The following is a 13,622-nucleotide window of genomic DNA, read 5'->3' as shown; positions in this document are numbered from 1 at the left end:
GCTAGGCCGAGCGCACGCTCGGCTTGAGCAGGACGAGACTGCCATCCTGGCGGTCGGCGCGCATCGCAGTGCGCTTGCCGTTGCCGGTCAGGTCATCGAACACCTCGATGGGCGCCGGTTTGCCCAGGTAATAGCCCTGGCCGATCTCACAGGCCTCGGCGTCGAGGAACTTCAACTCGCCGAGCGTCTCGACGCCTTCGGCCAGAACCGGCAGGCCAAGGCCGCGCCCCAGCCCGAGCACCGCGCGCACGATCGCCGCGACCTGGCCGTTCGTATCGACCGCCTTGATGAAGGAGGCGTCGATCTTGATCTTGTCGAAGGGAAAGGCGCGCAGGTTTGAGAGCGATGAATAGCCGGTTCCGAAATCGTCCATGGCCACGCGCACGCCGAGCGACTTGACCTGCCGCAGCGTTGCCAGCGCACGCGGCATGTCCTTCACCAGCGCGGTTTCGGTGATCTCCAGTTCCAGCCTGGTCGGAGCAAGGCCTGTCTTCAGCAGGGTCTCGTGGACCTTGCGGCTGAAATGAGGGTTGTGGAGTTGCACCGCGGAGACGTTCACGGCGACCGTCAGCGGGTTTTCCCATCGCGCGGCTTCCTCGCAGGCCGCTTCGAGCACCCAATCCCCGATCTGGCCAATCGCGCCGCTGTCCTCGGCCACCGGGATGAAAATGGCCGGCGAAACCTCGCCGCGTTCGGGATGGCGCCAGCGGATCAGGGCCTCGAAGCCAACCATCTTGCCGCTGCTGATCTCCTTCTGAGGTTGGTAGACGAGGTAGAATTCACCGCGCACGACGGCGTGGCGCAATTCGTGCTCCATCACGCGTTTGTCGCGAGCTTCGGCGCCCATCGACGCCTCGAAATAGCGAAAGGTGTCCCTGCCTTCGATCTTGGCGCGATAGAGTGCAGTATCGGCGTGGCTGATCAGACTGGTCTGGTCCTCGGCATCGAGCGGATAGACCGCGATGCCGATGCTGGCCGAGACCAGGCCGCCGCCGACCGCTGCCCGGTTTTCCTCGCGCATGGCGGCGAGTATCGCGTTGGCGATCCGGCCCGCCGCCTGCGGGTCGGGCAAGTTGGGGGCTATGATGGCGAATTCGTCGCCACCCAGGCGCGCGAGCATCTGGCCGTGGCGCAGAACGCCGGAAGCGCAGCTTGCCACTTTCTGCAACATGGCATCGCCCGCACCGTGCCCGTAAAGGTCGTTCACCTCCTTGAAGCGGTCAAGGTCGAGCAGCAGAAGCGCAAGATGCCGGCCTATGACGCTTGTGTCGACATTTGCGACGCGGTTCATGGATGCGATTTCCATGTCGAGACGGCTGGAGAAGGAGCGGCGATTGGCAAGTCCCGTCAGCGGATCGAAATGGGCAAGGCGAAGAATCTCCTGCTCCGCCTTCCTACGTTCGCGGATGTCACGGACGGCGACGACATTGTGGGGCTTGCCGCAATAATCGATGCTCCTGGCGATCAGTTCGACGGGAATTCTCGTCCCGTCGCGGTTTCTCAGCTCCGCTTCTCGTGGCTGGCCCTCCAGGCTTGTCGCATCGGATGCGGCACGTTCGTCGAAGAGTTCGCCCAGTTCCATACCGTTCATCGTCGCTGGCGGCATGCCGGTCAGTTTGCCGATGCTGTCGTTGGCGCTGACGATGCGTCTGCCGTCGCAGACGATCAGGCCTTCCACGGCTGCATTGGCCAAGCCGTGCATGCGGTCGACCTCGAGTTTCTGGCGCCGGAAGCGCAGATCGATCCACAGCGCCGATGCCGACAGAACCAGGATCACCAGCGTCGCGGCCGCCGCCGCGAAAGCCTGCGAGGTCGGCGCGATCGTATATTCGGATATGACGATCGAGGAATCGGGAAAGATCGAGACGGCGCCCATGCCGATGAAATGCAAGGTGCAGATAGCCAGCGTCAGCAGCACCGCGCCAGCGGATGTCGCTGCCAAGGAAGTGCGGCGCAGAACGACACGCAGCGCCAGTGCCGCAAGCGTCATGCCGGCCAGCAGGGAAACGGCGACGAGCAGCAGGTTCCATTCGATCCGGCCCTGGATCTCGAACGCCGCCATGCCGATGTAGTGCATGGCTGCGATGCCGGCGCCCAGTATGGCGCCGCCGACGAGATGGTAATCGATCTCGTCGCGCAAGGTGGCGATCCACATGCCGGCCGCCGTCAGTGCGACCGAGGCGGCGAGCGAGAGCACGGAGAGCCCCGGATCGTAGGCGCTGGGGATGCCCGGGGTGAAGGCGAGCATCGCGATGAAATGCGTTGCCCAGATGCCGAAGCCGGTCGAGGTGGCCGCGATCATCAGCCAGGCAAGCCGGTTGCGGTCTGTCGAGCGGCTGATGTGGTGAAGCAGGTTTACAGCAGAGAAGCAGGAAATCCCGCAGATCAGCGCTGCCAGTGCGACCAGTCGCAGATCGTGCTGCTGCACGATGCAGTTATAGACCGTCAACATCTTATTTCCCCTAGCCCATAGGAAATAAAAAAGGAAATATGACTGATTAATGCTTGGCTGTTGAAGGATCGATAAAGCCGTCTGCAACCATAGCGTGCCTTGTCGGCGCAGGATGGTCACCAGAGCGCCGGCCGATTCAGCCGCGCCGATTTGAACACGACGCCTATTTCAGGCCAACCGTCACGGTCAGGGCTTCATGATCCGAGCTCGGGTTGCCATCCGGCAACACCGCCGGAAGGACCGCCGGCGCGCTGGCCGCGAGGCCACGCGTGAAGAACCAGTCGATGCGGCCGACCGGCGTGCCCGCTGGCCGGCGCTGGGTGGGCAGGTCCATGTTGTTGGCGGCCTGCCAGTCATAGCCGCGCTCGGCAAGGGCCGCGAACAGCGGCTCGTGGCGCTCGGCATGGATCAGCCGATCCGGTTCGGCCGTGACCCGCGCCATCCACGCCCGCGGGTTGTCATGGCGCTCCTCATGGCTTGCCGTCAGCGTGTTGAAGTCGCCGCCGAGCAGTACCGGCGCTTCCGGATCGTATCTGTCGATGGCGTCGAGGAGATGGCGCGTCTGGGCGGCCCTGCCGGACGGATCGGTGCGGTTTTCAAGGTGCACCGAGACGACCGTCACCCTGCGGCTGCCGATACGCACCTGGCCGCCGATCGCCATGCGCCCGCCTATGCGCGGCTGGCCGCGCTCCGGCCGGAACCAGCCGCCGGCAGCGTCCAGGCGCACCAGGAAGGGGCGCAGTAGCGGCATGGCGCTGGTCACGGCATTGCCATGAAAGCCCTCCGTATTGGCTGCTTCACCGGTTTCCATGCGTTCGGCCTCGTTGCCGCCGGCGAGTTCCACGAACTCGACGCCATAGGCGAAGGCATGGCCCAGCCGGTCGGCAAGCACGCTGAGCGGATGGCCGTTGCCGGAGCGCGCCATGCCCTTGTCCACTTCGGATAACAGCACGACGTCGGGAGCGCGCCCGACAAGCGTTTGTGCGATGGCATCGACATGACGGAGCCGCTCGACGTTCCAGGCCACCACTTTCAAGGTCTCGCCTGCGTTCGCGTGCGACGCCTTTCCGCCGATTTCGATCTGGCCAAGGGCTGGAATGGCGGCGGCAAGCCGCAGATGGGTGGCGCTGTCGCGCGGGCCTTCGCGCATCGCCTGCCTGTCGGCGATGGGCACGTGCGTCAGCTGCTGCACCAGCATTTCATCAGTCCTTTAGCCGGATAACCATGACGACCTTTACGTCCGTGGCAGCCGCCCTAGCTACCTAAGGCGTGGGTGTGACGTTTTAATGCCGGTGCAGCCGCCGAGGGGGAGGAAAGACCAGCTGTCCACAGGGCCTGAGAGGCGACAACAGAACTGTCACATACCTTCTCTAAGAGAGCGGGCAAGGACTTGCGCAAGACCCTTGTCAACAGTCATTCAAGAGGAAAGAAATCATGACCATTATCAAGCGGGGCCTCGCTGCCCTTGCCGCAGGCGCGCTCAGCACCGCGCTGGCGGTTCCTGCCTTTGCGGAGCCGGTAAAATTCGATTTCTGGTTCGGCCTATCGGGCGACCTCGCCCGTGTCGTCGACACGATGTGCAAGAACTTCAACGAGTCTCAGAAGGACTACGAGGTGGTCTGCACCAGCCAGGGCAACTATGACGCCACGCTGCAGAACACCATCGCCGCCTTCCGCGCCAGCAAGCAGCCGGCCGTAGTCCAGGTCTACGACGTCGGCACCGCCACGATGATGCTGTCGGGTGCCTACAAGCCCGCCGACAAGCTGATGGAAGAAAACGGCTACAAGATCGACTACGCCGACTATTTCCCCGGCATCGCCCGCTACTACGCGACCTCGAAGGGCGAGATGCTTTCCTTCCCGTTCAATTCCTCGACCGCGCTGATGTACTGGAACAAGGACGCCTTCGCCAAGATCGGCAAGACCGAGGCGCCCAAGACCTGGGAAGACGTGGGCGCCGACCTGCAGGCGATGAAGGACGCCGGCTATGAATGCCCGATGGCGATCAACATCTCGGCCAATGAAAGCTGGCAGCTGATGGAGCAGTTCTCGGCTATCCACAACCAGCCGATCGCTACCAAGAACAACGGCTATGACGGTCTCGACGCCCGTCTCGAGGTCAACAAGACCAAATTCGTCCAGTACGTCACCGACCTCAAGAAGTGGTATGACGCCGGCCTGATCAAGATCAAGTCCAAGGATCTCGGCCAGGACATGGTCCAGGCCTTCGCTTCGGGCACCTGCCAGGTGATCATGACCTCGGTCGGCGATCACGGCACGGTCGGCAAGACGCAGAAGGAAGGCATGAAGTGGGATGTCGCCGAACTGCCGGCCTATGCCGGCACCGAGCGCAAGAATTCGCTGGTCGGCGGCGCTTCGCTGTGGGTGCTCTCCGGCAAGTCGGACGCTGAGTACAAGGGCGCGGCCGCGTTCCTCAACTTCATCCACGATCCCAAGACCGCTTTGTTCTGGTCGACCAACACCGGCTATATTCCGGTGACCAAGTCGGGCTTCGACTACATGAAGTCCACCGGCTTCTACGACAAGGCGCCCTACAAGGGCCGCGAGGTCGCCATCGCCAGCCTGACCGCGTCCGAGCCGACCGAAATCACCCGTGGTGTGCGCCTGGGCAACTTCACCCAGATCCGCGCCGAATTCGGCACGCAGATGCAGGCGATCTTCGCCAACAAGGTTGGCGTCCAGGAAGGTCTCGACACGCTGGTCAAGAATGGCGACGCTATCCTCGACCGCTTCCAGCAGACCTATCCGGGCGAGACCCTGCCCTGATCTGCGAAAGGTCCCGGGCCGCCCGACGAGATTCGACGGGCGGCCGTTTCGTATATAATCTTATCTTGCTCTAGCGCTGGCCGTTCCGCGGCCTCGGCGGACCGATGGAAAAACGCGTCACTTTCGCCAGTTGGACAATCGGCATCCTCTTCGCGGTGCCGCAACTCCTCCTGATCTTCACGTTCTTCTACTGGCCTGCCGGTCAGGCGGTATACTGGTCGCTGACGCTGCAGCAGCCCTGGGGCGGCGGCAACATCTGGGTCGGGCTCGACAATTTCCGCTCGATCCTGGCCAACGCCGTCTACTGGAACTCGATCACCGCCAGCCTTGTCTTTGCCGGGATCAGCACCGGGCTTGCGATGTTTGTTGCGCTTGTGCTCGCCGCGCTCACCGACCGCCAGCTTGCCGGCTCGCGTTTCTATCGCGTGGTGCTGATCTGGCCTTACGGTATCGCCGCACCGGCCCTGGCGATGGCGTTCCGCTTCATCCTGGCGCCGGAAGCCGGCTTCATGGCCGTCGTCAATCAGGTCTGGCCCGGCTTCTGGGATCCCGGTCTCGACGGCGCTGACGCCATGGCTTCGATCATCATCGCCTTCTCCTGGAAATATGTCGGCTACAACTTCATCTTCTTCCTCGCGGCGTTCCAAGCCATCCCGCGCTCTCTCATCGAAGCCGCCGCGATGGACGGCTCCGGAGTCATGAGGCGCTTCTGGGACATCCAGTTCCCGCTGATCACGCCGACGATCTTCTTCCTGCTGGTCATCAACATCACGGAAAGCTTCCAGGATTCGTTCGGTATCGTCGACATCATGACGTCGGGCGGCCCGGCGAATGCCACCAATCTGATGGTCTACAAGATCTATTCCGATGGCTTCAAAGGCCTCGATTATTCGGGCGCCGCCGCGCAGAGCATCATCCTGATGCTGCTCATCGTCGTGCTGACCATTTTCCAGTTCCGCTTCATCGAGCGGCGCGTGCACTACAGGTGAGACTGATATGGTCGAGCGCACCCCGTTCCTCAACTTCTTCACCCATCTGATCCTGTTTGTCGGCTTTGTACTTTGCATCGCGCCGTTCGTGGTTGTGGCCGTGGCCGCGTCGCACAACCTCAGGGATGTCAACGACGTGCCGATGTCGCTGCTGCCGGGCAGCGATTTTTGGACAAACATCAAGACGGCGTGGACGACGGCCGACCTTGGCCCCAAGCTGCTCAACAGTTTCGTCATGGCTGCCGGCGTTGCGGCGGGCAAAGTAATTATCTCGGCGCTGACCGCCTTCTCGATCGTCTATTTCCGCTATCCCGGTCGCACCTTCATCTTCTGGCTGATCTTCGTCACGCTGATGCTGCCGCTGGAAGTGCGCATCGTGCCGACCTACGCGGTCGTCGCCAATGTGCTGTCGCCCTACCAGACCATCCTCGACATCACCGGGCTGAGCTGGCTGATCGGGAAGATCTCGGGCGTCGAGGTTTCGCTCAGCCTCGGGTTGCTCAATTCCTATACCGGGCTGATCCTGCCGTTGATCGCGACCGCCACCGGGACCTTCCTCTACCGGCAGTTCTTCCTGACCGTGCCGGACGAGCTGACCGAGGCGGCGCGCATGGACGGCGCCGGCGCGCTGCGCTTCTTCATCGACATCCTGCTGCCATTGTCGCGCAACAACATGGCCGCGCTCGGCACCATCATGTTCCTGTGGGCCTGGAACCAGTATCTGTGGCCGCTGCTCATCACCACCGACCAGTCGCATGCGACTGCCGTCACCGAGCTCAAGCAACTCATCCCCAATGTCGGCGGCATTCCGGAATGGAACATCGCCATGGCCGGAACGCTTATCGTCATGCTGCCGCCGCTGATCGTCGTGGTGCTCATGCAACGCTGGTTCGTGCGCGGCCTGATCGCCACCGAGAAGTAACAAGGAGACAAAGATGGCCTCCATCGCAATACGCGGCGTCAAGAAAAACTATGCCAAGACGCAGGTCGTGCATGGCGTAGATCTCGACTTCGCCTCGGGCGAATTCGTCGTCATTCTCGGCCCGTCCGGCTGTGGCAAGTCCACGCTGCTCAGGATGATCGCCGGACTGGAAGAGATTTCCGACGGCACGATCGCCATCGACGGCACGGTGGTCAACAAGCTCGAGCCGCGCGAGCGCGGCTGCGCCATGGTGTTCCAGAATTACGCACTCTATCCGCATATGAGCGTGGCCCAGAACATCGGCTATTCGCTGAAGGTTGCCGGTGTTCCCTCGGCCGAACGCAACCAGCGGATTCAGGCCGTGGCCCGCACGCTGGAGCTCGAGCATCTGCTCGACCGCAAGCCGATGGCGCTTTCCGGTGGCCAGAGGCAACGCGTCGCCATGGGCCGCGCCATGATCCGCGAACCAAAGGTCTTCCTGTTCGACGAGCCGCTGTCCAATCTCGACGCCAAGCTGCGCGTGCAGATGCGTTCGGAAATCCGCAAGCTGCATCGCCGGCTGAACGCCACCTCGGTCTTCGTCACCCACGACCAGGTCGAGGCGATGACGCTGGCCGACCGGCTGGTGGTGATGAATGGCGGACGGGTCGAACAGGTCGGCACGCCTGGCGAAATCTACACCCGCCCGGCCAGCCGCTTCGTCGCCACCTTCGTCGGCGCGCCGGCCATGAACATCCTTGAAGGCACCGTCGAACTCGACGGGCTGTCGCTGCTCGGCGGCAGCCGGCGCCTGGCCGTGGCTCGCGCCGGTCTGCCGGTCGGCACGAAGGTGGCGATGGGCATCCGGCCGGAAGCGGTCCGGCTGGTGGCACCGGGAACGGCTGGCGCGCTCAATGCCACTGTCGACCTGGTCGAGGAACTGGGTGCGGGGCGGGTGATCTATGTCGATCTCGACGGGGCGCCGTTTTCGGTGATGACCTCAGAGGCCGTTCATCACGAGCCCGGCAGCACCGTCGGCCTGAAGATTTCGCCAGACGACATGCACTTCTTCTCGTCGGAGACAGGGACCCGTCTCGATGTCTTCAAGGCTTCCGTGCCCGAGCCGGCACTCTGATTCCCGAAAACGCGCGTGGGTTCTGCGCCTTCAGCCGTCGGCCTCAAGCGAAGACGTGCGCCTTGCCCGACACGGTCAGCCGCACGATCTCGCCGACAGCCGGCGCGTCCATGCCGGATTTGCGCAGGATCAGCGGCGTGTTGCCGATCGCGGCCGCATCCGGCGGGTCGGCATTGTTGAGGAGCCGCACCGCGATCGTGCATGTCGAGCCGGCGAATTCGGATTCCGTCACCTCGCCGAACAGCATATCGGGCGTGCCCGACATGCCCTCGCGCGAGGTGCGTTTCAGCCCGATCTGCTCCGGCCGCAGCATGATGCGGGCGATATCGCGGCTGTCCGACGTGTCGACGGCGATGCGGCCGAGCGGCGAGTTGGCGAAGCCGCCGGAAATGCTCGCCGGCAGGATGATGGCATCGCCCAGGAACTCGGCGATCATCCTGTCCTTCGGCTTGAGGTAAAGTTCGCGCGGCGTGCCTACCTGCGAAAACTTTCCATCGCGCATCACCGCCACCTGGCTGGCGAAGGACAGCGCCTCGGCCTGGTCGTGCGTCACCAGGATGGTGGTGATGCCGGCCGCCTCCAGAAGTTCGGCCACAGCCTTGCGCATCGAGGCGCGCAGGCCGGTGTCGAGTGCCGAGAATGGCTCGTCGAGCAGCATCAGCCGTGGTTTCATCGCCATGGCGCGGGCCAGCGCCACGCGCTGTTGCTGGCCGCCGGAGAGTTCGTGCGGGCGACGTTTGAGGATCGCCTTGTCCAGTCCCACGATATAGGCAAGCTCGACGATGCGCTCGGCGCGCCTGTCGTCGTCCCGTCCCATGCCGAAGCCGATATTGTCCGAGATGGTCAGATGCGGGAACAGGGCGCCGTCCTGCGCCACCACGCCAATGCCGCGGCGATGCGCCGGAACGGCGGCGCCACCATTGGCCAGCACCTGCCCGTCGAGCACGATACGGCCCTGATCAGGCGCCTCGAAGCCGGCGATCAGCCGCAGCAAGGTCGTCTTGCCGCAGCCGGAAGGTCCCACGATCGCCGTGCGGCTGCCGCTGGCGACGTTCAGGTCGACGCCGGCCAGTGCGGCGACCGGGCCGTAATGCTTGTGCAGATTGCCGAGTTCGAGAAAGCTCATCGTCCGGCCATCCGCTTCGACTGGACATAGAGCAGCCAGGTCAGGGGCAGCGACATCGCCACCATGATGAAGGCGTAAGGAGCCGCCGAGGCGTAGTCGATCTCGCCGCTGTAGGACCAGAACGCCATCGCCAGTGTGCGGGTGCCGTTCGGCGCCAGCATCTGGGTGGCGGTCAACTCGTTCATGATGCCCAGCGCCACCAGCGCCATGCCGGCCGCAGCACCCGGCGCCGACAGGCGGATTGTCGTCGACCACAGCGCGTTGAGCGGACGCCGGCCGAGGCTGGCTGCGGCGCGCTCGAGCTCGACCGGTGCCTGGGCGATCGACGCGCGCAGGCTGACCAAGGCGCGGGGCAGGAACATCAATGAGTAGGCGACCAGGATGGTGAACAGGGTTTGGTAGAGCGGCATTGCGATGCGCACCGTAATGGTGACCAGCGCCAGCGCAATGACCACGCCCGGCAGCGAGCCGACAATGTAATTGCATCCCTCCAGAAGGCGCTGCAACGGTCCCGGCGCGCGGATCGAGATCCAAGCCATCGGCATCGCCGCGACAGTGGCAAGCAGCGCCCCGGCGAGCGACAGGAACAGTGTCTGGCCGAGGGCCAGGCCGATTTCGTCGAGACGCCAGACATCGGCGCCGCCCGCGATGAGCCAGCGGCCGATGGTCACGAACGGAACGCCAAGCGCCAGCAATGTGGTGACGACGAGCAGCAGCAAGCTGGGCAGGGTGGCGCGGCTGAGGTTCATCCGCTGCTGATACCGCGCGGCGCCCGAGCCGACACGGGCATAACGCTCCTCGCCGCGCACCAGCACTTCGAGGCCGAGCAGCACGAAGCAGCAGGTCACCAGCACGCCGGCCAGCATGTTGGCGGCCGGACCGTTGAAGGTCGACTGGAACTGGTCGACGATCGCTGTGGTGAAGGTGTCGAAGCGGATGAAGACGTAGAGGCCATATTCAGCCAGCAAATGCAGGCCGACGAGCAGCGACCCCCCGCAGATGGCGAGCCTGAGCTGCGGCAACACGACACGCCAGAACACGCGCCAGGGTCCGAGGCCAAGTGCCGCCGCCGCGTCTTCCAGGGCAGGATCGAGGCGGCGCAGCGCCGCCGACACCGGCAGATAGAGGAAGGGGAAATAGGCGATCACGGAGACCAGCACGCCGGCCCATAGGCCGTGCAGCCCGGGCACCATGGTGATCCAGGCATAGGAGTGCACGAAAGCGGGGATGGCGAGCGGCGCCACGCAGAGCCAGGACCAGAGCCGGGCACCGGGCAGGTTGCTGCGTTCGGTCAGCCAGGCCAACGTCACCGACAAGGTGATGGCGATCGGCACGGCAAGCAGCACCAGCAGGCCGGTGTTGACCACCAGTTCGCCGACCCGTGGCCGGAAGACCAGTGCCGAGACGGTCTCCCAGCCGGTCTGCACCGCGATCCATATTATGAAAGCGAGCGGCAGCAGCGCCAGCAGGGAGACAAATATGGCGGCGGCGACAAGCCAGGGCGCCGCTCGCCGCTGCGCCCGCCGGCGCATCCTGGGCGGCAGGCCCGAGCGTGCGAGATCGACCGCGGACTGCATCAGCTCACACGCCGCGCAATTGCCGCCCGGTGGCGGCAATTGAAGGACCACGGTCGCGGTCGGATAAACAGCGTGTCGTCATAGACGAATGCAATCTCGAAAAACAAAACGCTCCCGCGGAAAGGAGTCCGCGGGAGCACGGTCTGACGCTCTTATTAGGACGAACGGCAACTAAAGCAAGCCGGCTGCCGTCATCAGGTCGGTGACCTTCTTGGAGTTCAGCGTCGTGGCGTCAACCTTCGGCGCCTGCAGGTCGGCCAGCGGCACCAGCTTCGGATTGGAGTCCGCGCCCTTGCCGACCGCGTATTCGAAGGAGGTTCCGTTCTTCAAGATTTCCTGGCCGCCCTTGCCGGTCACCCACTTCAGGAAGGCCTGAGCTTCCTTGGGATGCTTGCTCGAGGCCAGCACGCCGCCACCGGAGACCGATACGAAAGCGCCCGGGTCTTGGTTCTTGAAATAGTGCAGAGCAACGTTCTTGGAGTTTTCGCCGGTCTTGGCCTGATCGCCAAAGTAGTAATAGTGGTAGATCAAGCCGCCTTCGATCTCGCCGGCATTGACCGCCTTCATCACCGTGCTGTTGCCCTTGTAGGCGGTGAAGTTCTCCTTCATTGCCTTCAGCCAATCGGCCGTGGCGGCCTCGCCCTTGAGCTGCAGCAGCGCGCTGACGATGGCCTGGAAATCGGCGCCGGAAGGCGAAGCCGCCCAGCGGCCCTTCCAGCTGGGGTCGGCGAGATCAAGCATCGACTTGGGCAACTGGTCGGCCTTGAGCTTGGTCGTGTTGTAGGCAAAAACGGTGCTGCGCGCGGCCACGCCCACCCATTTGGCGCTGGCTGCCTGATAATCCCGCGGGACCTGCGCCAGCGTGTCTGCGTCGACCGGCGCGAACAGGCCGGCATTCTCGACCAGCACCATGGCCGGCGAATTTTCCGTCAGAAACACGTCGGCGGGTGAGGAGGCGCCTTCGGCGACGATCTGGTTGGAGAAGTCGCTGTCGCCACCATTGCGCAAGGTGACCTTGATGCCGGTGTCCCTGGTGAACCCTTCGGCCCATTCCTTGGCCAGGCTTTCATGCTGGGCGTTATAGACGATGATGCCGGCATCCTCGGCCGTCGCCGGACCGGCGGCCAGACTGATTGCGAGCGCCGCTACGCTGGCCAGGGCAAGAAAGGGGGATTTCATCAGGTACTCCTCGGGTTGCCCGCACTGCGGGTGCGTCCGAGTAGCAATTCATGAATGGGTTAGTCAAGATTGAAAGGCAATCGGCATGATCACGGTTTCGCATGTCCGTTGCCGATGGCATCACCCGATATGCGGTGCTGGTGGCTGCTCCTGCGGGATGCAACCATCGATCATCGGATGAATGGTCCAGCGCTGATCCAGCCCCTGTTGTGTTCGTTTGGTCTCCGGATCGAATGCTTCGTTCAGCATGGCGCACCAGGTTCTGCGCAGATTTTCGCAGCGTGTCCTGAACGCGGCGCTGCCGAGCCCGTCACGCATATCCTGCGCGGTGAGGTCGGTGGCCTCGCCCGGCGGTTTGGGCGGGATCGTGCCCGTGTCGGAAAAGTCCGGACTCCACAGAAGATAGTGTTTTGCGTCGACACCGGCGGCTGCATCGAATTTGACCACCGCCATCAGCGGATGAAACTCGTGCCAGCCCTTGTGATAGCCGTCATAGACATGTTCGCCGAGGACTGCCACATGATCGCCCATCCTGATGGGGCCGAGCGCCTTGTCGCCGACATTGGCGTCCTCGACATTGCCGGGGTTCCAGTTGAACAACCCTTGTAGTACCGGCTTGACTCCGCCGAAGTAGGACGCCGCTCCGCCGATGGCGCCGCCAATAGCCGCTCCGAGCAATCCTCCCAGGAACGAGCCGATGGCGCAGCCCAGCGCGCCCAGGAAGAACGAACCTATGGCGCAGCCGACAGCCGCCCCGATACTGGCGCCGGCGGCCGCCGCGGCCGCCGTGACGACCAGGGCCGCCGTCAGCAAGATGACGATGGCCGGCGCCCATTGCCGCATCTTGATCCAGAAGTCGCCCTCGGCCTCGCAGTGCAGGCCCCAGCGGGCATGATCGTCGGCGGTTGCGTAGCCCAGGTCCGTCTTCAGGTCATCGCGCGGCAACAGCAACTCATGGCCCTGAAAGCCGTCGTTGAGAATGTCGTTCGCCGGATGGGCCGCGATGTTGGCGGCGTATTCGGCGACGACGGTGCCGTCGGCATTGTAGCGATTGGCGGCCGCCAAAGCCGCCTCGTTGGTCTCGGCGTTGAGGATTTCAGTCGTCGGATGCGGCATCAGTATGACGTCGAAATACTGGTCGTTGTCGAAGGCACCGAGATCGCTGCGGAACGGATTGTAGGAGACGATGCCGACGGCGCATTTCGGATTGTCCTTGTCGAGGCAGACCAGGCGATGGTTGAGCCATTCCCCGGCGGCCTTGTCGATCGTCGCGGTGGCGGACGCCAGAAATGCGATTGCCGCGGCAAGTGCTGCACCGACCGGGCCCAGCAGCAAGCCGAAAACGGCTGCCAGCCCGGTGATGACGATGATCTGCAGCGCCTGGCCGGCGAGGAAAGCCAGCCGGTCGTCCTCATTGTAGGGCTTGCCACCGGCCGGATAGAGAAAGCAGCTCGTATAGTGCTTGTAGGCCATCGG

At 63.8% G+C, this 13,622-nt stretch carries 10 protein-coding genes; 4 read left to right on the top strand and 6 right to left on the bottom strand.

What is annotated here, in order from left to right; genetic code table 11:
• Position 1: 1 nt before the first annotated feature.
• Together C7I87_RS08490 and C7I87_RS08485 are read right to left on the bottom strand one after the other, a co-directional pair.
• The gene (locus C7I87_RS08490; protein WP_149903779.1) at positions 2-2,452 is read right to left on the bottom strand and encodes a sensor domain-containing diguanylate cyclase; all 2,451 of its coding nucleotides are present in this window, start codon (positions 2,450-2,452) and stop codon (positions 2-4) included.
• A gap of 163 nt (positions 2,453-2,615) precedes the next feature.
• Positions 2,616-3,650 carry an endonuclease/exonuclease/phosphatase family protein gene (locus C7I87_RS08485; RefSeq protein ID WP_149903778.1) on the bottom strand — a complete coding sequence of 345 codons (1,035 nt, stop codon included), beginning with the start codon at positions 3,648-3,650 and terminating at the stop codon, positions 2,616-2,618.
• Between the two features lie 236 nt (positions 3,651-3,886).
• Between C7I87_RS08485 and C7I87_RS08480 the strand changes: the two genes are divergently transcribed.
• The 4 genes from C7I87_RS08480 (at position 3,887) to C7I87_RS08465 (ending at position 8,264) form a co-directional block, all read left to right on the top strand.
• Positions 3,887-5,239 (top strand): extracellular solute-binding protein, encoded by a 1,353-nt coding sequence (locus C7I87_RS08480; RefSeq protein ID WP_149903777.1) that lies wholly within the window; start codon positions 3,887-3,889, stop codon positions 5,237-5,239.
• A gap of 104 nt (positions 5,240-5,343) precedes the next feature.
• Positions 5,344-6,228 carry a carbohydrate ABC transporter permease gene (locus C7I87_RS08475; protein ID WP_149903776.1) on the top strand — a complete coding sequence of 295 codons (885 nt, stop codon included), beginning with the start codon at positions 5,344-5,346 and terminating at the stop codon, positions 6,226-6,228.
• Between the two features lie 7 nt (positions 6,229-6,235).
• On the top strand, positions 6,236-7,150 hold the full coding sequence (locus C7I87_RS08470) for an ABC transporter permease subunit (RefSeq protein ID WP_149903775.1): 915 nt from the start codon (positions 6,236-6,238) through the stop codon (positions 7,148-7,150).
• Positions 7,151-7,163: 13 nt separating this feature from the next.
• On the top strand, positions 7,164-8,264 hold the full coding sequence (locus C7I87_RS08465; RefSeq protein WP_149903774.1) for a sn-glycerol-3-phosphate import ATP-binding protein UgpC: 1,101 nt from the start codon (positions 7,164-7,166) through the stop codon (positions 8,262-8,264).
• 43 nt (positions 8,265-8,307) lie between these two features.
• On the opposite strand, the gene C7I87_RS08460 is transcribed toward C7I87_RS08465, so the two are convergent.
• The 4 genes from C7I87_RS08460 to C7I87_RS08445 form a co-directional block, all read right to left on the bottom strand.
• Positions 8,308-9,390, bottom strand: coding sequence for an ABC transporter ATP-binding protein (locus C7I87_RS08460; protein ID WP_149903773.1), 1,083 nt, complete (start codon positions 9,388-9,390; stop codon positions 8,308-8,310).
• The gene (locus C7I87_RS08455; RefSeq protein WP_188393780.1) at positions 9,387-10,967 is read right to left on the bottom strand and encodes an ABC transporter permease; all 1,581 of its coding nucleotides are present in this window, start codon (positions 10,965-10,967) and stop codon (positions 9,387-9,389) included. The genes C7I87_RS08460 and C7I87_RS08455 overlap by 4 nt, the downstream gene beginning before the upstream one ends.
• Positions 10,968-11,138: 171 nt before the next feature.
• Positions 11,139-12,146 carry an iron ABC transporter substrate-binding protein gene (locus tag C7I87_RS08450; protein WP_149903771.1) on the bottom strand — a complete coding sequence of 336 codons (1,008 nt, stop codon included), beginning with the start codon at positions 12,144-12,146 and terminating at the stop codon, positions 11,139-11,141.
• Positions 12,147-12,266: 120 nt separating this feature from the next.
• The gene (locus C7I87_RS08445; protein ID WP_149903770.1) at positions 12,267-13,619 is read right to left on the bottom strand and encodes a hypothetical protein; all 1,353 of its coding nucleotides are present in this window, start codon (positions 13,617-13,619) and stop codon (positions 12,267-12,269) included.
• Positions 13,620-13,622: the final 3 nt, after the last annotated feature.

Origin of the sequence: Mesorhizobium sp. SARCC-RB16n (assembly GCF_008520305.1) — a bacterium.
Lineage (GTDB): Bacteria > Pseudomonadota > Alphaproteobacteria > Rhizobiales > Rhizobiaceae > Mesorhizobium.
Note: the sequence above shows the minus strand (reverse complement) of the source record. Positions and strands in the feature narration are given on the sequence as shown.

What these genes read in the sequence shown, in the direction of transcription:
- C7I87_RS08480 (WP_149903777.1), top strand. Translation starts at nt 3,887, where the DNA reads ATGACCATTATCAAGCGGGGCCTCGCTGCCCTTGCCGCAGGCGCGCTC.
- C7I87_RS08460 (WP_149903773.1), bottom strand. Translation starts at nt 9,390, where the DNA reads ATGAGCTTTCTCGAACTCGGCAATCTGCACAAGCATTACGGCCCGGTC.
- C7I87_RS08475 (WP_149903776.1), top strand. Translation starts at nt 5,344, where the DNA reads ATGGAAAAACGCGTCACTTTCGCCAGTTGGACAATCGGCATCCTCTTC.
- C7I87_RS08455 (WP_188393780.1), bottom strand. Translation starts at nt 10,967, where the DNA reads ATGCAGTCCGCGGTCGATCTCGCACGCTCGGGCCTGCCGCCCAGGATG.
- C7I87_RS08445 (WP_149903770.1), bottom strand. Translation starts at nt 13,619, where the DNA reads ATGGCCTACAAGCACTATACGAGCTGCTTTCTCTATCCGGCCGGTGGC.
- C7I87_RS08470 (WP_149903775.1), top strand. Translation starts at nt 6,236, where the DNA reads ATGGTCGAGCGCACCCCGTTCCTCAACTTCTTCACCCATCTGATCCTG.
- C7I87_RS08485 (WP_149903778.1), bottom strand. Translation starts at nt 3,650, where the DNA reads ATGCTGGTGCAGCAGCTGACGCACGTGCCCATCGCCGACAGGCAGGCG.
- C7I87_RS08490 (WP_149903779.1), bottom strand. Translation starts at nt 2,452, where the DNA reads ATGTTGACGGTCTATAACTGCATCGTGCAGCAGCACGATCTGCGACTG.
- C7I87_RS08450 (WP_149903771.1), bottom strand. Translation starts at nt 12,146, where the DNA reads ATGAAATCCCCCTTTCTTGCCCTGGCCAGCGTAGCGGCGCTCGCAATC.
- C7I87_RS08465 (WP_149903774.1), top strand. Translation starts at nt 7,164, where the DNA reads ATGGCCTCCATCGCAATACGCGGCGTCAAGAAAAACTATGCCAAGACG.